24 protein-coding genes are annotated in these 20242 nt (G+C 72.9%); 17 read left to right on the top strand and 7 right to left on the bottom strand.

Annotated features, from left to right (window positions below; translation table 11 throughout):
* Nucleotides 1–81 precede the first annotated feature (81 nt).
* On the bottom strand, nt 82–1536 hold the full coding sequence (locus ACNKF0_RS20140) for an MFS transporter (RefSeq protein ID WP_416954577.1): 1455 nt from the start codon (nt 1534–1536) through the stop codon (nt 82–84).
* 66 nt (nt 1537–1602) lie between these two features.
* Here ACNKF0_RS20140 and ACNKF0_RS20135 point away from each other — a divergent pair, with 66 nt between their 5' ends.
* The 8 genes from ACNKF0_RS20135 to ACNKF0_RS20100 all read left to right on the top strand — a co-directional run bounded on the left by ACNKF0_RS20135 (nt 1603) and on the right by ACNKF0_RS20100 (nt 7359).
* A complete protein-coding gene (locus ACNKF0_RS20135) occupies nt 1603–1872 on the top strand; it encodes an acylphosphatase (RefSeq protein WP_416954576.1) in 270 nt (89 codons plus the stop codon).
* Between the two features lie 117 nt (nt 1873–1989).
* On the top strand, nt 1990–2538 hold the full coding sequence (locus ACNKF0_RS20130; RefSeq protein WP_416954575.1) for an antibiotic biosynthesis monooxygenase: 549 nt from the start codon (nt 1990–1992) through the stop codon (nt 2536–2538).
* A gap of 9 nt (nt 2539–2547) precedes the next feature.
* Nucleotides 2548–3039 (top strand): hypothetical protein, encoded by a 492-nt coding sequence (locus ACNKF0_RS20125; protein ID WP_416954574.1) that lies wholly within the window; start codon nt 2548–2550, stop codon nt 3037–3039.
* Nucleotides 3036–3938 carry a phosphoribosylaminoimidazolesuccinocarboxamide synthase gene (locus tag ACNKF0_RS20120; protein WP_416954573.1) on the top strand — a complete coding sequence of 301 codons (903 nt, stop codon included), beginning with the start codon at nt 3036–3038 and terminating at the stop codon, nt 3936–3938. The genes ACNKF0_RS20125 and ACNKF0_RS20120 overlap by 4 nt, the downstream gene beginning before the upstream one ends.
* On the top strand, nt 3827–4375 hold the full coding sequence (locus tag ACNKF0_RS20115) for an SRPBCC family protein (RefSeq protein WP_416958592.1): 549 nt from the start codon (nt 3827–3829) through the stop codon (nt 4373–4375). The genes ACNKF0_RS20120 and ACNKF0_RS20115 overlap by 112 nt, the downstream gene beginning before the upstream one ends.
* 32 nt (nt 4376–4407) lie before the next feature.
* Complete coding sequence (locus tag ACNKF0_RS20110; RefSeq protein WP_416954572.1) at nt 4408–5973, top strand: long-chain-fatty-acid--CoA ligase; 1566 nt, start codon at nt 4408–4410, stop codon at nt 5971–5973.
* Complete coding sequence (locus tag ACNKF0_RS20105; protein ID WP_416954571.1) at nt 5973–6158, top strand: hypothetical protein; 186 nt, start codon at nt 5973–5975, stop codon at nt 6156–6158. The genes ACNKF0_RS20110 and ACNKF0_RS20105 overlap by 1 nt, the downstream gene beginning before the upstream one ends.
* Before the next feature lie 274 nt (nt 6159–6432).
* Entirely contained in the window at nt 6433–7359 is a 927-nt protein-coding gene (locus ACNKF0_RS20100; protein WP_416954570.1) for a hypothetical protein, read from the top strand.
* A gap of 34 nt (nt 7360–7393) precedes the next feature.
* Here ACNKF0_RS20100 and ACNKF0_RS20095 read toward each other — a convergent pair whose 3' ends face one another.
* Entirely contained in the window at nt 7394–8221 is an 828-nt protein-coding gene (locus ACNKF0_RS20095) for a DUF72 domain-containing protein (RefSeq protein ID WP_416954569.1), read from the bottom strand.
* Between the two features lie 139 nt (nt 8222–8360).
* On the opposite strand from ACNKF0_RS20095, the gene purS reads away from it, so the two are divergent.
* The 3 genes from purS to ACNKF0_RS20080 are packed head-to-tail and all read left to right on the top strand — an operon-like array spanning nt 8361 to nt 9750.
* Nucleotides 8361–8645 (top strand): phosphoribosylformylglycinamidine synthase subunit PurS, encoded by a 285-nt coding sequence (purS, locus tag ACNKF0_RS20090; RefSeq protein WP_299931120.1) that lies wholly within the window; start codon nt 8361–8363, stop codon nt 8643–8645.
* On the top strand, nt 8642–9310 hold the full coding sequence (gene purQ / locus ACNKF0_RS20085) for a phosphoribosylformylglycinamidine synthase subunit PurQ (RefSeq protein ID WP_416954568.1): 669 nt from the start codon (nt 8642–8644) through the stop codon (nt 9308–9310). Before purS ends, purQ begins: the two co-directional genes overlap by 4 nt.
* Nucleotides 9307–9750 carry a DUF3817 domain-containing protein gene (locus ACNKF0_RS20080; RefSeq protein WP_416954567.1) on the top strand — a complete coding sequence of 148 codons (444 nt, stop codon included), beginning with the start codon at nt 9307–9309 and terminating at the stop codon, nt 9748–9750. The genes purQ and ACNKF0_RS20080 overlap by 4 nt, the downstream gene beginning before the upstream one ends.
* Before the next feature lie 13 nt (nt 9751–9763).
* On the opposite strand, the gene ACNKF0_RS20075 is transcribed toward ACNKF0_RS20080, so the two are convergent.
* The 3 genes from ACNKF0_RS20075 to ACNKF0_RS20065 all read right to left on the bottom strand — a co-directional run bounded on the left by ACNKF0_RS20075 (nt 9764) and on the right by ACNKF0_RS20065 (nt 12720).
* On the bottom strand, nt 9764–11110 hold the full coding sequence (locus ACNKF0_RS20075) for a glycoside hydrolase domain-containing protein (RefSeq protein ID WP_416954566.1): 1347 nt from the start codon (nt 11108–11110) through the stop codon (nt 9764–9766).
* A gap of 125 nt (nt 11111–11235) precedes the next feature.
* Complete coding sequence (locus ACNKF0_RS20070) at nt 11236–11631, bottom strand: hypothetical protein (RefSeq protein ID WP_416954565.1); 396 nt, start codon at nt 11629–11631, stop codon at nt 11236–11238.
* 9 nt (nt 11632–11640) lie between these two features.
* A complete protein-coding gene (locus tag ACNKF0_RS20065) occupies nt 11641–12720 on the bottom strand; it encodes a hypothetical protein (protein WP_416954564.1) in 1080 nt (359 codons plus the stop codon).
* A 144-nt stretch (nt 12721–12864) separates the two neighbouring features.
* Here ACNKF0_RS20065 and ACNKF0_RS20060 point away from each other — a divergent pair, with 144 nt between their 5' ends.
* From ACNKF0_RS20060 to purL, 3 genes are read left to right on the top strand one after another with little or no spacing between them, the layout of a single operon-like run.
* Nucleotides 12865–13245, top strand: a complete 381-nt coding sequence (locus ACNKF0_RS20060) for a hypothetical protein (RefSeq protein ID WP_416954563.1) — start codon at nt 12865–12867, stop codon at nt 13243–13245.
* A 3-nt stretch (nt 13246–13248) separates the two neighbouring features.
* Nucleotides 13249–14478, top strand: coding sequence for a hypothetical protein (locus ACNKF0_RS20055; protein ID WP_416954562.1), 1230 nt, complete (start codon nt 13249–13251; stop codon nt 14476–14478).
* Between the two features lie 60 nt (nt 14479–14538).
* Entirely contained in the window at nt 14539–16821 is a 2283-nt protein-coding gene (purL, locus tag ACNKF0_RS20050) for a phosphoribosylformylglycinamidine synthase subunit PurL (RefSeq protein WP_416958590.1), read from the top strand.
* Nucleotides 16822–17083: 262 nt separating this feature from the next.
* Here the strand turns inward: purL and ACNKF0_RS20045 are convergent, their stop codons facing one another.
* Nucleotides 17084–17497 carry a hypothetical protein gene (locus ACNKF0_RS20045; protein WP_416954561.1) on the bottom strand — a complete coding sequence of 138 codons (414 nt, stop codon included), beginning with the start codon at nt 17495–17497 and terminating at the stop codon, nt 17084–17086.
* Between the two features lie 8 nt (nt 17498–17505).
* A complete protein-coding gene (locus ACNKF0_RS20040; protein ID WP_416954560.1) occupies nt 17506–18333 on the bottom strand; it encodes an MFS transporter in 828 nt (275 codons plus the stop codon).
* 68 nt (nt 18334–18401) lie between these two features.
* On the opposite strand from ACNKF0_RS20040, the gene ACNKF0_RS20035 reads away from it, so the two are divergent.
* The 3 genes from ACNKF0_RS20035 (at nt 18402) to ACNKF0_RS20025 (ending at nt 20235) form a co-directional block, all read left to right on the top strand.
* Nucleotides 18402–18971 (top strand): helix-turn-helix domain-containing protein, encoded by a 570-nt coding sequence (locus ACNKF0_RS20035; RefSeq protein WP_416954559.1) that lies wholly within the window; start codon nt 18402–18404, stop codon nt 18969–18971.
* A 17-nt stretch (nt 18972–18988) separates the two neighbouring features.
* On the top strand, nt 18989–19795 hold the full coding sequence (locus ACNKF0_RS20030; protein WP_416954558.1) for an alpha/beta hydrolase: 807 nt from the start codon (nt 18989–18991) through the stop codon (nt 19793–19795).
* A gap of 101 nt (nt 19796–19896) precedes the next feature.
* Entirely contained in the window at nt 19897–20235 is a 339-nt protein-coding gene (locus ACNKF0_RS20025) for a sterol carrier family protein (protein ID WP_416954557.1), read from the top strand.
* Nucleotides 20236–20242 lie beyond the last annotated feature (7 nt).

Raw genomic sequence — 20242 nt, 5'->3', positions numbered from 1 at the left:
ACGCAGGCAGTTCGCGGTTCGTCCGCCACATTGCACGCTCAGCGCCGGTCTCGCAGGCCCGAACTGCCTGCATGGTGCTCGTCAGTCGCCGAGCCGCCAGGAGCGTACGGCGGCCGCGAGGGCGAGCGCGAGCACGGCGAGCGCCGCCAGCAGGGAGGCCCGGGCGGCGACCGGTGCGGAGGCGACGGCGTCGACCGCCAGGTAGACGGTCATCAGCAGTGCTGCACCGAGCGCGGAGCCGATCCGCTGGCCGGTCTGCAGCGCGCCCCCGGCCGCTCCGCCCATCTGCGGCGGGACCTCGGCGAGGGTGAGCGTGAAGTTGGGGGAGATGACGCCGCCGCCGCCCATCCCGGCGAGCAGCATCGCCGGCGCGAGCGTCCACCACAGCCGGTCGGTCGGCTGGGTCACCAGCACGGCGGCGAGCGCGGTGCCCGTCATCATCACGGCGAGCGCGACCAGCGTCACGCGGCGCCCGATGTGCCCGACCAGCCTGCCCGCCAACGGCGAGGTGGTGGCCGCGCCGACCGCGAAGGGCGTCATCAGCAGCGCCGCCCCGAGCGGTGAGAAGCCCTCGCCCTCCTGCAGGTGCACCGACAGGACCAGGAAGATCCCGGTGAACCCGGTGAAGTAGAGCGTGCCGACGAGCAGGCCGTTGGCGTATCCCGGCAGGCCGCGCAGCAGCGACAGGTCGAGCAGCGGCGGCCGGTCCAGCCGTACGGTCCGCGCCTCCCACCGCACGAACGCCCACGCCAGCGCGGGGAAGGCGAGCAGCCCCACCAGCGGCAGTCCGGCACCGCCCTCGAGGCTGATCAGGGGGTAGAGGACCGAGATCACCGCGAGCCCGAGCAGCAGTGCCCCGACCAGATCGACGCGCGGGTCCTTGTCGGCCTCGGCGCCCACGTCGTTGTCGGGCACCAGGCGGCGGATCAGCACGAGCGCGACAAGCCCGATGGGCACGTTGATGAGGAAGAGCGACCGCCAGCCGTTCTCCTCGCCGAGCAGCGCGATGAGGGCGCCGCCGATGAGCGGTCCCGCGGCGGAGGCGACCGCGACGGTGAAGCCGAACATCCCGAACGCCCGGCCTCGCTCGGGTCCTCGGAAGAGCTGCTGGATGAGGCCGGAGTTCTGTGGCGTCAGCAGGCCCGCGCTGGCGCCCTGCACCAGCCGGGCGACGACGATCGCGGCCGCGTTGGGCGCGAGCCCGACGGCGGCGCTGGAGACGATGAAGCCGACCAGCCCGATGGTCATCATCCGGCGCCGGCCGTGGGCGTCGCCGAGCCGGCCGCCGGCGACGAGGGTCATGCCGAACGCCAGCGCGTAGCCCGACACCACCCACTGGATCGTCGCGGCCGAGGTCTCGAGCCCGGCGCGGATGGACGGCACGGCGACGTTGACAATCGTGACGTCCAGCAGCGACATGAAGCCGACGACCAGCGAGACCGCGAGCACGCGCCAGCGTCGCGGGTCCGGCTCGTACGCCGCCTCGCCCGTCGTGTCCGGCGCCCGCTCGTCCTGGGCCTGCTCGTCCTGGGTCATCCGCGTCAGCCTCTCACCCGGCCCCAGCGGCGAGGACCGCCCGGCGGGAGGAGGCAGGATGGGTCCATGAAGGCGGTCCAGGCCCGGGTGACCGGGCAGGTGCAGGGCGTGGCGTTCCGGTGGCACACCCAGGAGCGGGCGCAGCAGCTCGGGGTCGTGGGCTGGGTGCGCAACGAGGTCGACGGCAGCGTGCTCGTCCACGCCGAGGGCGAGGACGCCGCGGTCGACGCGCTCGTGGAGTGGTGCCGGCACGGGCCGCCCTCGGCGCGGGTGCGCGACCTGGCCGTACGCGACGCCGCAGCCAGCGGTGCGTCCTCCTTCCAGGTCACCGGGTGAGCGTGAGGTCGTAGACGTCGAGGTCCCCGTGCCGGCCCCGCGCCAAGGTCCGACGTGGCCGGGATCTCGTCGGCGTCGGCTTCACCCCGGGGCCGCCTGCGCCCGAGACTGAAACCCATGAGCGCCCCCGTGACCGTGTCCGTCACCCGTCACGTCGACCCGTCGCACTCCACACAGATGCTGGCCTGGATGCAGGCGGGCACGTCGATGGCGGAGAAGTTCGACGGGTTCCTGGGGTCGGGCTGGGTGCGGCCGAGCGCCGACTCGACCGACTGGCACATGCTCTACCGCTTCTCCGACGCCGAGTCGCTCGCCGCCTGGGAGGCCTCCCCGCAGCGGGCCTGGTGGCTCGAGGCGGCCGCGGGTGACGTGGAGGAGTCGCGACGGGAGCGGCGTACGGGCATCGAGGGCTGGTTCGACGAGCCGGCCACGGTGGAGGCCCTGAGCGCGGCCCCGGTGCCGCCGCCGCGCTGGAAGCAGATGGTCGTGATCTTCATGGTCTTCCTCCCGCTCAGCCTGCTGGCCAACTTCGTGGCCTCTCGCACCATCGGCGGCTGGCCGCTCGTGCCCCGGGTGGTGCTGGTGACGTCGGTGATGACGCCGCTCATGACCTACGTCTTCCTGCCGTGGATGACGCGGCGGATGAGCTGGTGGCTGCACCGCTAGGGTCCCGCCATGGGGGACATGGCTGCTGAGCGTCGCGACCCGGGATGGCTCGGTCTCGGCTGGGTCGGCTCCGGCGTGGTCGGCGGTGCCGCCGCGGGGGTCGTGCTCGGCGTGGCGCTCGGCCAGTTGATGTCGTACGCGTCCGACCGGACGCCCGACCCCGAGGCGAGGCCGGAGATCGGTCCCGTGCTCGGCGCGGTCGTGGGTGCGTTCGCGACGCTGCCCGTCGGGGTGCTCCTCGGCCTCGCCGTGGGCCTCGCGCTGCGGGCGTTGGCCCGCACCGGTCGGGCGTCGGCGCCGCGTAGCGCCCTCGCCGGTCTCGGCATCGGCGTCGTCCTGGTGGTGGCGGTCGCCGTCGTCCTCGGCGTGGTCGTGGACCCGAGCGCCGCACCGGGCCCGCCCCCGCTGCCTGTCGTGGTGGTCCCGGCGGCCCTCGCGGGCGTCGCGGGTGCCGGACTCGCGCTGCTCATGCAGCGCTCGGCCACTAGGCTCGCCGCGTGACCGAGCTGAACATCCCCGCAGCACCTGTCATCGAGGGCACCACCCACCTCCACTCCGGCAAGGTCCGCGACCTCTACCGGATCGACTCCGGCGAGCACGAGGGCCGGTTGCTGATGGTCGCCAGCGACCGCATCTCCGCCTACGACTTCGTCCTCGACACGACGATCCCCGACAAGGGCGAGATCCTCACCCGGATGTCGCTGTGGTGGTTCGACCAGCTCGCCGGGCTCGTCGGCAACCACGTGGTCTCCACCGCCGTGCCCGCGTCCGTCGCCGGCCGTGCGGTCGTGTGCGAGCGCCTCGAGATGTTCCCGGTCGAGTGCGTGGCCCGCGGCTACCTCACCGGCTCCGGCCTCCTCGACTACCACCGCACGGGCGAGGTCTGCGGCATCGCGCTGCCCGCCGGGCTGCAGGACGGCAGCCGGCTGCCCGAGCCGATCTTCACGCCCGCCACCAAGGCCGACCTCGGCGACCACGACGAGAACGTCGACTACGAGGCGGTCGTCGAGGCCGTCGGCGACGACGCGGCCGCCGAGCTGCGGATGCTGACCATGGAGGTCTACGACAAGGCGCACGGGATCGCCCGCGAGCGCGGCATCATCCTGGCCGACACCAAGCTCGAGTTCGGCCGTCGCCCGGCGTCGGAGGGAGGCGCCACGATCCTCGCCGACGAGGTCCTCACCCCCGACAGCTCCCGCTTCTGGCCCGCCGCCGAGTGGCAGCCCGGCCGCGCGCAGGCGTCGTACGACAAGCAGATCGTGCGCGACTGGCTCACCGGGGAGTCCGGCTGGGACCGCACCTCCGGCGAGGCCCCGCCGCCGCTGCCCGACGCCGTCGTCGAGCGCACCCGGGCGCGCTACGTCGAGGCCTACGAGCTGCTGACCGGGGAGACGTTCTGACGACGCGGCGCTTCACCGCGACCGTCGAGCTGCCGCACTCGGCGGAGCAGGCGTTCGCCTACCTCGTCGACCCGCGTCGACGCCCGGAGTGGCAGTCGAGCCTGCTGTCGGTCGACGTGCCCGAGGACGAGGAGCCCCACCTCGGGCAGACCTGGACCGAGCTGACCGTGGTCGGCGTACGACCCAGCCTCGAGGTCGTCGAGTTCACGCCCTTCCGGGCATGGGCCGAGCGCGGCACCTGGCGCGGGGTCGAGGCGTCGCTGCGGCTCCGCTTCACCGGCACCCGCGACGGCTGTCGCGTGGTCGCCGAGGGCGAGGTGTCGGGCGCGGGGATGTACGCCGTCGCGGCGAGGAGCTCTGGGCTGCTGGCCGGCCGCGCGATCGCCGCGGACCTCAAGACCGCCGGCCACCGGATCGCGCAGCGCGCCGACGGGTGACGCCGGTCACGACCGGTGAGTAGGTTTGCGCCATGCCGAACCTCTCCTCGCTCCTCGAAGGCTCCGCCGAGGCCCACCCGGACCGCACGGCCGTCGTGCTCGGCGGCACCCGCCTGTCGTACGCCCAGGTGAACGCCGCGGCCAACCAGGTCGCCAACCTGCTGGTCTCGCGCGGCATCGAGCCGGGCGACAAGGTCGCGCTGAGCTGCCCGAACCTGCCCTACTTCCCGATCGTCTACTACGGCATCCTCAAGGCCGGGGCGACCGTCGTGCCGCTCAACGTGCTGCTCAAGGGACGCGAGGTGGCCTACCACCTCGACGACTCGGACGCGAAGGCGTACTTCTGCTTCCAGGGCACGCCCGAGCTGCCGATCGGTACCGAGGGCCACGCCGGTTTCGAGCAGACCGACGGGTGTGAGCACTTCTTCGTCATCACCGCCGACCCGGCGGCCGAGTCGCCGATCGCCGGCACCGAGACCCTGGGCCAGGCGCTCAAGGGCCAGTCGCCCGTCTTCGAGACGCGTGAGGTCGGCGCCGACGACACCGCCGTCATCCTCTACACCTCGGGCACCACCGGCCAGCCCAAGGGTGCCGAGCTGATGCACCGCAACATGATCAGCAACGCGCTGTCCAGCGACGCGCTCTTCGGTGCCGACTCCGACAACCCCGACACGTTGCTGTGCGTGCTGCCGCTCTTCCACTCGTTCGGCCAGACGGTGATCATGAACGCCGGCTTCGCCTTCGGCGGCACCGTCGTGATGCTGCCGCGCTTCGAGGCCGGCCCGGCGCTGACCCTGATGGAGCAGGAGGGCGTGACGTTCTTCGCCGGCGTCCCGACGATGTACTGGGGCCTGCTCGGCGCGCTCGACGACTCGGGCGTGGACGTGAAGAAGGTCGCCGACCACGTGCGGGTCGCGGTCGCGGGCGGCTCCGCGCTGCCGGTCGAGGTGCACAAGGAGTTCGAGCACCGGTTCGGCGTCACGATCCTCGAGGGCTACGGGCTCTCGGAGACCTCGCCCGTCGCGAGCTTCTCCGTGTGGGGCGAGCCCGTGCGCGTCGGCTCCATCGGGAAGCCGATCCCGGGCGTCGAGATGAAGCTGATCAACCCCGAGCCCGGGGTGCGCGAGGACGTCGAGGACGGCGAGGACGTCGTCGGCGAGATCGCCATCAAGGGCCCCAACATCATGAAGGGCTACTACGGCCGCCCCGACGCGACCGACGAGGCGATCGTGGACGGCTGGTTCCGCTCCGGCGACCTCGGACGCAAGGACGCCGACGGCTGGTACTACATCGTCGACCGGTCCAAGGACATGATCATCCGCGGCGGCTACAACGTGTACCCGCGCGAGATCGAGGAGGTCCTCCTCACCCACCCCGACGTCTCGCTCGCCGCCGTCATCGGCGTGCCCGACGAGAGCCACGGCGAGGAGGTCAAGGCGGTCGTCATCCGCAAGGACGGCGCCACGGTGACCGAGGACGAGCTCGTGGCCTGGGGCAAGGAGCAGATGGCGGCCTACAAGTACCCCCGCATCGTCCAGTTCGTCGACGCGTTGCCGATGACCGCGACCGGCAAGATCCTCAAGCGCGAGCTCGGCTGATGCGCCCGCTCGGGATCGTCCTCGGCGTGATCATGGTGCTCATGGGTGCCGTGTGGACCTTCCAGGGCCTCGGCTACCTCGAGGGCAGCCCGATGACCGACCAGAGCATCTGGGCCGTCATCGGCCCGATCCTCGCGGGCTTCGGGGTCGGTCTGGTCATCGTGTCGGCGCGCCGGCGGGCGTGACGTACGCCGTCCGGCTGGGGAACCGTCGGGTCCCCTGAAGGCCCGATCGGCAGCTCGACCGTTCCCCAAGCGACGTCGTCCACAGAGTCGCGCAGCAGCGTGTGGTGCCCGCACGGGCGGGCACACGTCAGCCATGGAGGAGAACTGGCACCCGCGGTGTCCGCCGCCGCCGCGACTCGTGATGCCCGTACGGCGTTCGGGCGCGGGGAGTGACGGACCGACGGCCGGCGTCCTGCGTGGCCCTGGCTGGCTGCAGGTCGGGCGGGGCTGGCACGTGCCCGCCGACACCCCACGCACACCTGAGCAGCGGGCGTACGAGGTGGGCGTGCGGCTGCGACCCGGAACCGCCCTGCTCACCGGGTGGGCGGCGTTGCGGCTGGCGGGGGCGAGCTACTTCGAAGGTCTGGACGACGACCGTCGGACACCGCTGCCGGTGCCGGTGCTGATGAAGCACGAGGCGCGAATCCGGAGCCCGGAGGTCATCGTCGAACGCACCCGCCTTCCCCTTCCGCGAGCAGCCCGGCTGGTCGGCGTCGCGTGTGTGCCCGGCGAGCTCGCACTCCTGCACGAGGTCCGTCGGGCGGTCAGTGCGCGCCGGGCGGGCGTGATGGTGGACATGGCGCTGGCGGCAGGCGTCGTCGACCTCGACCGGCTGCGGGAGGCGGCGCGCGCCCAGCAGCGGCTGCCAGCTGCGGCGTCGTACGCCCTCGCGCGGGCATGCGCAGAGTGCCGGTCGCCGCGCGAGTCCGACATGCTCCAGGTGTGGGAGTCGGTGGCGGGCTTCCCGCGCCCGCTCATGAATCGCGAGGTTCGTGACCTCTCCGGCCGGCTGCTCGCCGTCGTCGACCTGCTCGACGTGGAGGCAGGCGTCTGCGGTGAGTTCAACGGCGCTGCTCATCGCTCGGCAAGCCGTCAGTCCCGCGACGAGAAGCGGCACGCATCGCTTCGCGGGGTGGGGCTGGAGACCTTCGCGGTGGTGGGCAGTGACCCGGAGCGGGTGCAGGTCGAGCGGATGGCCGCCGCCCGGGACCGCGCGGCCTGGGCGCCGCCCGGCAAGCGTCGATGGCAGGTCGGTGCGTTCGTGCCGGCCCCGCCCCTCGTCGTACGAGACGCCCACGAGGCCGAGCGCGACGCCGTCATGCTCGAGCACTACGCCGCCCTTGACGCCCGACTTGCTGGGGAACCGTCGGGTCGCCCATGAGCCCGATCGACGACCCAACGGTTCCCCACGGCGGCTAGACGAGCGGGCTGATCCCCAGCCGCTCCTGGAGCGCGAGGGCGTCGAAGGGGGCGTGCACCTTGGCGTCGTTGTCGAAGTAGACGTACACGTCGAGGCCGTCGGCCTCCCAGGCCCGGACCTTGTCGGCCCAGTGGTCGAGGGTCGCGTCGGAGTAGCCGCTGGCGTAGAGCTCGGTGTCACCGTGCAGCCGGACGTAGGCGACACCGCTGGTCACCTCGTCGAACATCGGCCACGTGTCGGCCGAGTCGGCGACGACCATCCCGATGTCGTGGGCGCGCAGGAGCTCGCAGAACTCCGGCGTGCGGAAGGAGGGGTGCCGGACCTCGAGCACGTGGTGCAGCGGTCGGTCGACCGGCGTCGAGGTGTCGGCGGGCTCCTTGAGCTTGGCCGCGTCCTGGTGCTGGAGGGCGTACGACGACGCGGCCGAGGTGGTGCGCGGCAGCAGGTCGAAGAACGCGGCGAGGCGGTCGGGGTGGAACCCCAGGTTGGGCGGCAGCTGCCACAGCAGCGGGCCCAACCGATCGCCGAGCGACAGCACGCCGGAGGCGAGGAAGGTGCCGAGCGGCGCCTCGACGTCGTTGAGCTTCTTCATGTGCGTGACGAAGCGCGGCCCCTTGACGGCGAAGACGAAGTCGTCCGGGACCTGCTCGGCCCACGACCGCCAGCTCGACGGCCGCTGCAGGGAGTAGAAGGAGCCGTTGACCTCCACGGTGGTCAGGCGCTCGCCGACGTAGGCCAGCTCGAGGCGCTGCGGCAGCCCGGAGGGGTAGAAGTGGTTGCGCCAGCCGGCGTACCGCCAGCCGGAGATGCCGATCCGTGCCATCCGAGCTCCCGTCGCGCGTGTCGTCCCGCCACCCCTCGCGTACCCGCTCCGTCCACCGTCATGCCCGCCGGGCGCGCTCGTGCGGCGGCTCACTAGAATCGGGACTGCCCGCCCCACCCTGTCACCCAGGAGCATCCCCGTGGCCCGAGTCGTCGTCGACGTCATGCCCAAGCCCGAGATCCTCGACCCCCAGGGCAAGGCGGTGCTCGGTGCACTGCCCCGGCTCGGGTTCGACCTCGTCACCGATGTCCGCCAGGGCAAGCGGTTCGAGCTGCAGGTCGACGGCGAGATCACCGACGAGGTGCTGGCCGAGATCGAGAAGGTCGCCGAGACGCTGCTGTCCAACCCGGTGATCGAGGACTTCGAGGTCCACGTCGAGGAGCACTCGGTCGCCGAGGTCGCGCACGAGGCCGGCCGCGCATGAAGGTCGGGGTCGTCACCTTCCCCGGCTCGCTCGACGACGTCGACGCGCGCCGCGCCGTGACCATCGGTGGCAACGAGGCGGTCGCGCTCTGGCACGGTGACGACGACCTCAGGGGCGTCGACGCGGTCGTGCTGCCGGGCGGCTTCTCCTACGGCGACTACCTCCGCTGCGGCGCCATCTCGAGGTTCGCTCCGGTCATGACGTCGGTCGTCGACGCCGCCGGCAAGGGCCTGCCGGTGCTCGGCATCTGCAACGGCTTCCAGATCCTGTGCGAGTCCCACCTGCTGCCGGGCGCGCTGATCCGCAACGACCACCGCAAGTTCGTCTGCCGCGACCAGCGGCTGCGCATCGAGCGTGTCGACACCCCGTGGACCTCGGCCTACGCCGCGGGCGCGGAGGTCACGATCGTGCTCAAGAACGGCGAGGGCGGGTTCGTCGCCGACCAGCCCACCCTCGACCGGCTCGAGGGCGAGGGCCGCGTCGTCGCGCGCTACCTCGACCACAACCCCAACGGCTCGCTCCGCGACATCGCCGGCATCTCCAACGAGCGCGGCAACGTCGTCGGCCTGATGCCCCACCCCGAGCACGCGGTCGAGGACCTCACCGGCCCCGGCACCGACGGGCTCGGCTTCTTCACCTCGCTCGCCGAGAAGGCGTTCGCATGAGTCCGACCCGCCTCTATCGCCTGGTCGCCCGCGCGGAGGCCGTCACCTGGGCGCTGCTGCTGACCGGGATGTTCCTCAAGTACGTCACCGAGACCACCGAGCTCGGCGTGCAGGTCTTCGGCATGGTCCACGGCGTCGTCTTCATCGCCTACTGCCTGGTGACGGTGCTGCTCTTCGTCGACCAGAAGTGGTCGGTCAGCCGGCTGGCGCTGGGCCTGGGCGCGGCGGTGCCGCCGTTCGCGACCGTGCCCTTCGAGCGGTACGCCGAGCGCGCGGGGCTGCTGGCCGACGCCTGGCGCCTCCGCTCCGACGCGCCGCACGGCCTCCTCGAGAAGCTCACTGCATGGCTGGTCCGCCGTCCGGCCCAGGGCGCGCTCGTCGGCCTGGTCGCCGTCGCCGGCCTGACGGGCGTGGCGCTCGTCGTCGGCCCGCCCGCCTGATCGACCTCGAGCGTCAGCGACCCTGCTGCAGCTTGTTCCAGGTCTGCCGGGTGGCGACGCCGGAGACCCCGATCCGCAGCCGCTTCTGGTAGGTCCGCACGGCCGACTCCGTCTTGGCGTCGAACACGCCGGTCGCCCGGAAGCGGCCCGCGCCGGCCGCGTTGAGCGCCCGCTGCAGCCGGTGGACCGACTCGCCGACCGACCCGCGCTTGAGCGTCGTACGGGACCCGGCGGCGAGCAGCGCGGTCCAGTGCCGCTTGCTGAAGGTGTTGCTCGGGGTGAACCTGCGCGCGGACTGCCAGGCGCGCGCACCCGCGATGGTGGCGGCGTCGTAGGAGCCGTTGACCGGCCCGGAGTAGGTGCCCTGCTCGGTGAGCAGGCACTGCAGCACCTTGACCCGCGTCGCGCGGGCGGAGGCGGGGGAGAGCTTCGGGTACTTCCAGTAACCCAGCCGGGTGCCGGGGCACCGGCCCTCGGGCCGCGGCTGCGAGCCGGCGCCGAGGTCGATGAAGTTGCTGTCGATGTTGATCGTCACCCCGCCCCAGGTCTCGTTGTGGCCGCCGAGGTACTGCTTCATCCGGCCGCCCGGCCGCCAGCCGTCCTCGGGGATGTAGGTCGTGGACGTGTTGGCCGCGCCGTCCCAGCGGGCGATCCAGATGCGGTCCGGGAGGGCGAACTGGCCGGGCCGCAGCCGGCGCGCGTCGTCGAGCATCTTGATGCCCGAGCTGGCGCTGGAGTAGAAGCCGGCGGTGTAGCCGAGCGCCTTGATCCGGGTCACCCACGCCGACGTGAAGACCAGCGCGGACTCGCGGCAGTGGGTGTCCTGCAAGTTGAAGCCCTCGAGGTCGTACCAGATCGTGCTGCCCGCCCCGATGCCGTACGTCGTCGCGTCGGCGGCGTTCTTGTCGGCCTCCGCCGCGCCCTGGGCGGCCGCCGTGGCGTAGCCGCCGGCCGGGCTCGGGGAGATCTTGAAGTCGTCCTTGTAGCGCGGGAAGCGCGGCTGGCACGACGCCTGCGGACCGAGCGCGATGGGCAGTAGCCGCCAGCCGCGGGCGACCTGCGTCGCCACCCACGTGGGGCTGAGGTTCGGCTGCGTGCGGCAGGCGCGGGAGTCGCCGGAGATGTAGATGCCGACCGCCGTGAACGGCGACTTCTTCCACCAGGCGTCCATCGCCGACTGGGTCGGGGCGACGCACTGGTCGAAGCCGTAGCCGGTGAAGTCGCCCGGGGTCGCGAGGGCGATCTGGCGCTGCGAGGCGAGCTTGCGCGCCTGGGGCGCGGTCTCGTCCGCGGTCGCCGGAGAGGAGCCGGCGAGCACGGCAAGGACGAGCGCGAGGGCAGCGAGGACGAGGCGACGCATGGTGACTCCAGCGGGCGGGGAAGGCGTACGACGGCGGGCGAGCCCGACCAGAGAACCACATGAGTCACACGCGTAACAGACGTTCGAGCGAACTACACCGTCGTAGTTCGCCGCGGTCCGTGAGGTCAGTCGCGGGTGGGGACGTCGTCGAGGACGAAGTTGCCCTTCGCCTCTTCCTCCTCGAGGAGCTCCTCGAAGGCGAGCGCGATGTCGTCCTGGTGCTCGTCGACCATCCGCGCGAGGTGCCCCTGGAGCAGCGCACCGTGGGGCGACTGTCCCGAGAACACCTGTTCCCACGTGTCCTCGCCACCGCGGATCTTCTCCACGAGCGCCTGCATGTCCTCGCCGAGCTCGCCCGACTCGGCCTGCTCCTCGAGCGCCTGCCTCTCCTCGTCGGTGAGCAACGGCTTCTTCTCCAGCTCCTCGACGCTCGCCCGGAGGTCGGCCAGGCTCGAGGTCAGGTCCTCGCGTGCTGCGTTGATCGCCGCCAGGATCTCGGCCTGGCTGCGGTGGTCGCTCATGGCGGGAGGCTATGCCAGCGCAGGGGCGACCGGCGCGGGCCGCTGGCCGACCGTCGGGGTGGTGATCGTGCCGGGATCGCGCGTCACGCTGCTCGGCGTACCGGTCGAGACCGCGACGCCGAGCGTGGAGACCGGCGCCTTGTCGCCGTCGAAGAAGCCCTTCACCGTGGAGATGAGCGACTCGACCTGCTTGAGGATGTTGATGAGCTTCATCAGCGCCTGGTAGGCCTTCATCACCGCCTGGAAGGCCTGGAAGACGGCCTGCACGACGCGGGCCCAGCCGACACCGGGGATGCTCATGGTGGCGAGCGCGGCGGAGACGGTCTGCACCGCCGCCTTCACGCACTGCACCACCGCGAGCGCGGTCTGCCAGGCGTCGCGGCAGACCTGCACGACGGTCTGGCCCATCTGGACGAGCTGGCCGGCCTGCGCGTCGAGGGAGCCGACCCACGTGCCGATCTGCCTCACCGCGGCGTCGGACGCGCCGCCCTGCCAGGTGTGCGAGATGGTGCGGCTGCCGCTCTCGAGGTTGGCCGCGACACCGCGCATCGACTGGCCGAGCGCACCGAACGACGAGCCCTGGCTGGAGGCGCTCACCACGTCACCGCCGATCTTCTCGGCGAGCTCGGCGCGGATGTCGAAGCCGGTGAGCATGCGCACCAGGTCGCAGACCGTGTCGTAGGGGAAGCCGAAGCTGACCTGCGGGAGGCTGCTCTCGGTGGGGCCGGCCCGCCGGATGGTGGTGTCGGCGACGTCCCAGAAGCCGCTCGAGCCGTCGCGGCCGTCGACGCCGGCGGCCTGGTGACGACGTACGACGCCGTCCTCGGTCAGCGTGAAGTCGCGGGCCGTGGCCCGCAGCGCCTCCGCGTGGTCGCGCATCCCGGTGCCGTTGTCCTCGAGCGACCGGTGCACCGAGGGGAGGAGGGCGTGGTAGGCGCCCATCATCGTCTCGAGGATGGGGCCGAAGTCGGTCCGGACGAGCGCGTGGCCGCCGTTGCGTGCGATGCCGGACAGGTCGTCGCTCGCGCGCTGCACCTGTGCGGACCAGGCGTCGAGCTCGGAGAGGTCGACGGTCATGACGGCGTTCATCGCGGCTCCTGGGGCGGGCTCGGTGCAGGTCGTGTCGCTGACCTTCCCCGAACGCGCGGGCGCGAAACCGGCCGGGCCGACTTGTGTGCCCACAGGCCGGCGGGCCGCGTGTTTGGCTCGCGCCGGCGCGGGTATCCCGCTGAGGTGAGCGCAAGCGGCAAGCGATCCCTGATGCAGGTCGAGCCGGCCAGGCTGGTGGAGCTGGCGGGCTCCTCCGAGCGCATCCTCGACGCGATGCGGCACGACTGGGCCGACGCCCTCGGCGAGCTCGCCGGGGCGTGCGCGGCCCTCGGCGACGCGGCCGGGGCCGTCGACCTCGCGGCGTCGTACGCCGATGCGCTGGCCGACGCCGACGCGGTCCTCACCTCGCTCGCCGGCGCCCTCGAGCTCGGGGTCGAGGGACTGGTCGACGCCGCGCGCGATGCCCTGCGCGCCGACGACGTCGTCGCCGCCGAGCTCGACCGCGCCACGCACCTGCTGGGCCAAGGTCCCTTCGGGATCCTGCCGGGACCGGGAGGTCGGTGAGTCGTGCCGGCCAACCCGTGGGAGCTGCGTGCCGACGTCCGGCCGCTCGAGGCCGCCGCCCAGCGGTGGACCGAGGTCGGCGCCCAGGTCGCGCGTCGCGGCGACGAGCTCGTCGACGCCGCCCGGCGCGCCACCGAGGGCTGGGACGCGGCGTCCGCCGAGAGCTACGAGCAGCACCGCAAGCAGGTGCTCGCCCGCCTCGACCGCTTCACCACCCTCGCCGACCTGGTCGCCGACTGCCTGCGTGCCGCTGCCGGGGTGATGGCGTCGTCGCAGAAGGAGCTCGACCGCGCCTGGACCACCGTCGCGGCGGTGCCCCACGAGGTGGTCGGCGAGTCACGGCACCTGGTCTTCAAGCCGTCCGAGGACGACGAGCGCAGCAAGGTCACCCGCGGCCAGGCCGAGACCGACGACATCCGCCGCCGGCTGACCGTGGCGCTCGACCAGGAGAGCGCCCGGCTCCGGTCCGCCCGCGCCGAGATGGTGACGGTGCGCACCGAGCTGATGTCCCTCACCGGGGGCAGGTTCGCCGGGTTCCTCGGCGGCCCGGCCGGCGAGGAGTCGGGCGTCGGCATCGTCGCGCCGCCGTCCACCTCGGTGCCGGGCGCGGCCCAGGCCGGGGTCGGGGGCCAGGCTGGGTTGCCGCCGCTCGCCCCGGTCGCGGTCACCGTCCCCGACCTGACCGGCCTCTCCGCCGCCGGGCTGACGTCGTTGGCCGCGAGCGCGGCAGGCGGGCTCCTCGGCCGGCGCGGTCGCACCCGGCCCTCGGCCGCAGGCACGCCCCCGGTCGGGGGCCTGGGGGCCGGCGGCATGGCGGCGCGTGCGGGCACGATGTCGCGGGGCATGGCGAGCGGACGTGGCGGCCCGGCCCGGATGGCGACCCCACGGCTCGAGCGGACGGTCTCGGAGGAGGCCGCGGCGCGCGCCGCCCGGGAGAAGGAGGCGGTGCGCGAGGCCAAGCGCGCCGCGCTCGAGGAGAAGCGCGCCGAGCGGGCGGCCCGCAGGGCCGAGCGGGAGGCGGCCCGCGAGGGCCAGCGCCCGCGGGGCCCGGGCAAGGACTCGCGCCGCGACGACGAGCCCGCCGAGCACGACGAGGACCCGGTCGAGGAGGTCGACGAGGTCGCGACGGACACCGACGGCGACGAGCACCTCGGCAGCGGCGAGCGGCGCCAGTCCGTACGGGTGGTCCACGAGGCGACTCCCGGACGTCCGGTGGGGGAGCAGCGCCGGTAGATTGGCGCCGTGCCCGACACGAGCGCCGCCCCGCAGTCCCCCGCCCTCGCGAACGCCGGTCTGACGACCTCCGGCGCGACCGGCACCCTCGACACGGTGGCCCTGGCGGCCACCGACGCAGAGCGTGAGCAGCCGTGGGCCGACCTCGGCCTCAAGGCCGACGAGTACGCCCGGATCCGCGAGATCCTGGGCCGTCGCCCGACGAGCTCCGAGCTCGCGATGTACAGCGTGATGTGGAGCGAGCACTGCTCCTACAAGTCCACCAAGGTGCACCTCAAGCAGTTCGGCGATATCCCCCAGGAAACTCCCGTCGGCAAGATGCTCGCCGGCATCGGCGAGAACGCCGGCGTGCTCGACATCGGCCAGGGGTACGCCGTGACCTTCAAGGTCGAGAGCCACAACCACCCGTCGTTCGTCGAGCCCTACCAGGGCGCGGCCACCGGCGTCGGCGGCATCGTGCGCGACATCCTCGCGATGGGCGCCCGCCCGGTCGCCGTGATGGACCCGCTGCGCTTCGGCCCGCTCGACGCCCCCGACACCGCGCGCGTGCTGCCCGGGATCGTGGCCGGCGTCGGCGGCTACGGCAACTGCCTCGGCCTGCCCAACATCGGCGGCGAGGCCGTCTTCGACGAGACCTACGCCGGCAACCCGCTCGTCAACGCCCTCTGTGTCGGCGTGCTCCGCCACGAGGACCTCCACCTCGCGAACGCGACCGGCACCGGCAACCAGGTGGTGCTCTACGGCGCCCGCACCGGCGGCGACGGCATCGGTGGCGTCTCCGTGCTGGCGTCGGAGACGTTCGACGAGACGGGCCCGGCGAAGCGGCCGAGCGTCCAGGTCGGCGACCCCTTCATGGAGAAGCTGCTCATCGAGTGCACCCTCGAGCTCTTCGCCGCCGGCGTCATCGCCGGCATCCAGGACCTCGGCGGCGCCGGCCTGTCCTGCGCCACCTCCGAGCTGGCCTCCGCCGGCGACGGCGGCATGCACGTCGAGCTCGACCGCGTGCCCCTGCGCGACTCCACGCTCGCTCCCGAGGAGATCCTCATGAGCGAGTCGCAGGAGCGGATGATGGCCGTCGTCGAGCCCGGCGACGTCGACGCGTTCATGGCGATCTGCGAGAAGTGGGACGTCGAGGCCGTGGTCATCGGCGAGGTCACCGACTCAGGACGCCTCAAGATCGACTGGCACGGCGAGCGCGTCGTCGACGTACCCCCGCGGTCCGTGGCCCACGACGGCCCGACCTACCAGCGCCCGTTCGCCCGCCCAGACTGGCAGGACGCGCTCCAGGCCGACGGCGCCGAGGCGCTCCCGCGGCCGGCCTCCGGCGCGGCGCTGCGCGACACGGTGCTCCAGCTGGTCGCGTCGCCCAACCTGTGCGACAAGTCGTGGATCACCGACCAGTACGACCGCTACGTCCAGGGCAACACCGTGCTCGCGCAGCCGGCCGACTCGGGCATGGTGCGCGTGGACGCCGACACCAACCTCGGCGTCTCGGTGGCCACCGACTGCAACGGCCGCTTCGCCAAGCTCGACCCCTACACGGGCGCCCAGCTCGCGCTCGCCGAGTCCTACCGCAACGTCGCCACGGGCGGCGCGCGGCCGTTGGCGGTCTCCGACTGCCTCAACTTCGGCTCGCCCGAGGACCCCGACGTGATGTGGCAGTTCGCCGAGGCGTGCCGCGGCCTGAAGGACGCCTGCCTCGAGCTCGGCATCCCGGTCACCGGCGGCAACGTCAGCCTCTACAACCAGACCGGCGAGACGGCGATCCTGCCGACCCCGGTGGTCGCGGTCCTCGGCGTGATCGACGACGTCACGCGCCGTACGCCGACCGGTTTCGGTGCCGCCGACGAGCGGGTCTTCCTGCTCGGCGAGACCCGCGAGGAGCTCTCCGGCTCCGAGTGGGCCCACGTCGTGCACGGCCACCTCGGTGGCCTGCCGCCGCGGCTCGACCTCGCGGCCGAGCAGGCGCTCGCCGCGATGCTGCACGACGCCGCCCGCGACGGCGTCGTCACCAGCGCCCACGACCTCTCCGACGGCGGCCTGGCCCAGGCGCTCGCCGAGTCGACCTTCGGCTCCGGTGTCGGGGCGTCCGTCTCGCTGGTCTCCGTCGCCGACGACGCGTTCGTGGCGCTCTTCTCGGAGTCCACCGCCCGCGCGCTGGTGACGGTGACCGACGAGCAGGCCGACGCCCTGGTCGCACTCGCCCAGCGCCACGGCGTACCGGTCACGCCCCTCGGGCGCACCGGGGGCGACACCCTCTCCGTCGAGGGCGTCTTCGACCTCCCCGTCGCCGAGGCCAAGGCCGCCTGGCAGGCGACCCTCCCCGCCGCCCTCGGCTCCTGAGCAACGAGATTTCTGCGAAAGCCGACATCTTCAGGAATCCCCGGCTGACCGGCGATTCCCGTACATGTCAGGCCGTGCACGGGCCGACAACCTCAGCGATCCGCGGCTGACCGGGGATCGCTGAAGATGTCAGGCGGTCCCTGAAGATGTCGGGGGACCGGGTCAGCGCGAGCGCTCGGCCCACCCGGGTAGTCCCGCGGGAGGTGGCTGGCCCGGAGGGGCTCCTTGGCAGCCATTCCTCACTGGACCACCCGTCGCAGGGTCAGGCTGCGAGTGCGGGTTCTGCGCTCTCGGCACTGACCCACTCCGAGGGGCGCGGCACGGACCGGATCGACCGGCTCGAGGTGAGCAGGGTGGCGACCAGGGCGCTCGCGATGACCAGTGCGGTGATCGCGGCGGTGCCGCCCTGGTGCTCGAGCAGGTAGCCGCCGAGCAGCGGCGCCAGCGGCATGACCGACATCGACACGAACTGGCTCGTCGACCCCACCCGGCCCTGGAGGTGGGAAGGAGTGACGGCCATCCGGTACGAGCTGATGCCGGCGTTGCCCACCGGGTTGAGCAGCAGCAGGAAGAACGTGCTCGCGCACGCGGTCCACACGCTCGACGAGACCGTCAGTGGCACGAGCGGCAGGCAGCACATCCAGCCGATGAGGACGGTCAGGCGCCCGGTCGGCATCCGGTGAATCAGGCTCGGTGCCACGGCTGCGCCGAGGATCCCGCCGAGGCCGGCCGCCATCGAGACGAGGCCGATCTGCGCGGCCGGCACCCCGTCGGCGACCATGCGCAGGAGGACGACGAAGAAGATCGCGTTGGTGACGAGGTTGGCCAGCGCGGCCCAACCAGCAGCGTGCGGAAGAACGGGCGCTGCCACATGAACCTGAAGCCCTCTGCCAGCTGCCGGCGCAGCGGCTCGCGCCGACGGTGCGGTGCTGACAGGTCGGTGCGCACCCGGCTGACCGTCACGCACGCGACCGCGAAGGTGATCGCGTCGACGGCGAACGGCAGCCACCGCGTGACGGCGTACAACGCGCCGCCGAGCGGGCCGCCCAGGAGCGAGGCGACGTGCTGGCGGGCCTGGTTCTGGCTGAGCGCGGTCGGCAGGTCGTCGGTGGTGACGACCGAGCGGATCGCCGACAGCTGCGCGGGGTTGAACGCCCCGGCGGCAACGCCCGCGACCAGCGCGACCCCGACGAGGTGGGGGAGCGTGAGGCTGCCGACGGCTCCCGAGACCGCGAGGGAGGCGTACGCCGCACAGCCGGTGGCGCTGGAGACCAGCATGATCCGCTTGCGGTCCACCCGGTCGGCGAGCACCCCGGCCGGGAGCAGCGTCGCGCACAGGCCGCCGAGGTAGGCGGCCTCCACGAGGGCGGCGGTGAGCGCCGAGCCGCTGAGGGCGTAGGCGATGAGGGGGAACGCGAACATCGACAGCGAGCTGCCGAGCTCGCTGACGGTGTCGCCGATCCAGAGCACCGTGAAGTCGCGGTTGCGGGAGAGCTGTCGGTATCCGGGCATATGCGCAACATATGTTGCGCAAGTAATGTTGCGCAATAGTTCGTGCGCAACTGGTCTAGGCTGGGGTGATGGCCGAGCCACAGCAGCTGAACGACCCGCGCGTGCTCCGCGCGCTGGCCCACCCCGTCCGGGGGCGGATCCTCGACGAGATCGAGGCCTCGGGACCCGTCCGGGCGGCCGACATCGCCCGCGAGCTCGGGATCCCGGCCAACCAGGCCAGCTTCCACCTGCGCCAGCTCGCGAAGTACGGGCTGGTCGAGGAGGCACCGGAGGAGGCTCACGACAAGCGTGACCGGGTGTGGCGCAGCGCGGCGCCCGCCGGCTACACGGTGCGCCTGGGCCAGCTCGAGAAGGCGCCCGGTGGACGGGCGGCCGTCGAGGTCTTCCGCCAGAACAAGAAGGCCTGGGGCCACCACGTCATCGAGCGCTCCTTCGACACCGCTCACCCGGAGGGGAGCGGTGTCTTCTCCTTCGCCGACCACGCCCTCAAGCTCACGGACGAGGAGGCGATCGAGCTCTTCCGCGAGGTCGAGGCGCTGGTCGAGTCGTGGGGTGAGCGCACGCGCGGCCGCGACCCCGAGCGCCGGACCTACCTCCTGATGAGCCTGGTCCAGCCCTACCCCGCCGCCACCGAGTGAGGCCGAGCCGCCGTGCGGTGCTGGCAGCCGCCGGGGTGGCCGGCGTGTCGGCCGCCCTCGCCGGGTGCGCCGAGGAGCCGTCCGGCAGGGTGGGCGGCGTGCCCAGCGAACCCGAGCGGATCACCTACGGCGACGACCCCAGCCAGTGGGTCGACCTCCACGTGCCCGACGGCGCCAGCCGGGGGCTGGTGGTCGTCATCCACGGCGGCTTCTGGCGGGCCCAGTACGGCGCGGAGTACGGCGCCCCGCTCGCCGAGGACCTGGTCGGACGCGGCTGGACGGCGGCCAACGTGGAGTACCGCCGGGTGGGCAACGGCGGCGGGTTCCCCGCCACGCTCGACGACGTCCACGCGGCGATCGGCGCCGTCGCGGCCGACGTCGAAGGGCCGGTCGTGACGCTCGGCCACTCCGCCGGTGGCCACCTCGCCGCCTGGGCCGGCGGCCGCACGCGTCTCGAGCGATGGGCCGACGGACCCCGCGTGACCCACGTCGTCAGCCAGGCCGGGGTGCTCGACCTCCGGGCGGCGGTGGCTGAGCGCCTCGGCGACGGGGCCGCGCTCGCGTTCCTGGGCGACGCCGGCGAGACGGCGTACGACCAGGCCGACCCGCTCGGTCAGGTGCCCCTCGACGTGCCGGTGTGGGCGGTGCATGCTCGCGACGACGACACCGTCCCGTTCCGGCAGGCCGAGGCCTACGTCGACGCCGCGTCCGCCGCCGGCGCGGAGGCCACGCTGGTCGAGGTCACCGGCGGCCACTTCGAGGTGGTCGAGCCCGGCAGCGACGCCTGGGCTGCCTGCGTCGAGGTCCTCGACTCGATCGGGTGAGGCACCAGGAAGGCAGTTCGCGCACCGGCGCCGATCCGTCACGCTCAGCGAGCGCCGACCTGGCACGAACTGCCTTCATGGTGTCGGTCTAGCCTCGGTCCGTGCCCGCCCGACTCAAGCTCCTCAGCCCCGACCAGCTCGCGACGGCCGAGGCCGAGGGCGACACCCGGGCCCTGGTCAAGCACTACCTCGCCGCCCTCGAGGTGCGCGCCCCCGGCCGCTCGGTCGAGGTGCGCGTGCCGCCCTTCGCCGCCGTCCAGGTCGTGCCCGGCGTGCGCCACACGCGGGGCACCCCGCCGGCGGTCGTCGAGACCGACGCCGAGACGTGGCTCGCCCTCGCCACGGGGCGTACGACGTGGGGTGAGGCGCTCCACTCCGGCAGCGTCCGCGCCAGCGGCGAGCGCACCGACCTCTCGCCCTACCTCCCGCTCGGGGGCTGAGCCGGCG

This window comes from Nocardioides sp. T5 (assembly GCF_048161455.1).
Lineage (GTDB): Bacteria > Actinomycetota > Actinomycetes > Propionibacteriales > Nocardioidaceae > Nocardioides.
This window is presented reverse-complemented; position numbering and strand designations above follow the sequence as displayed.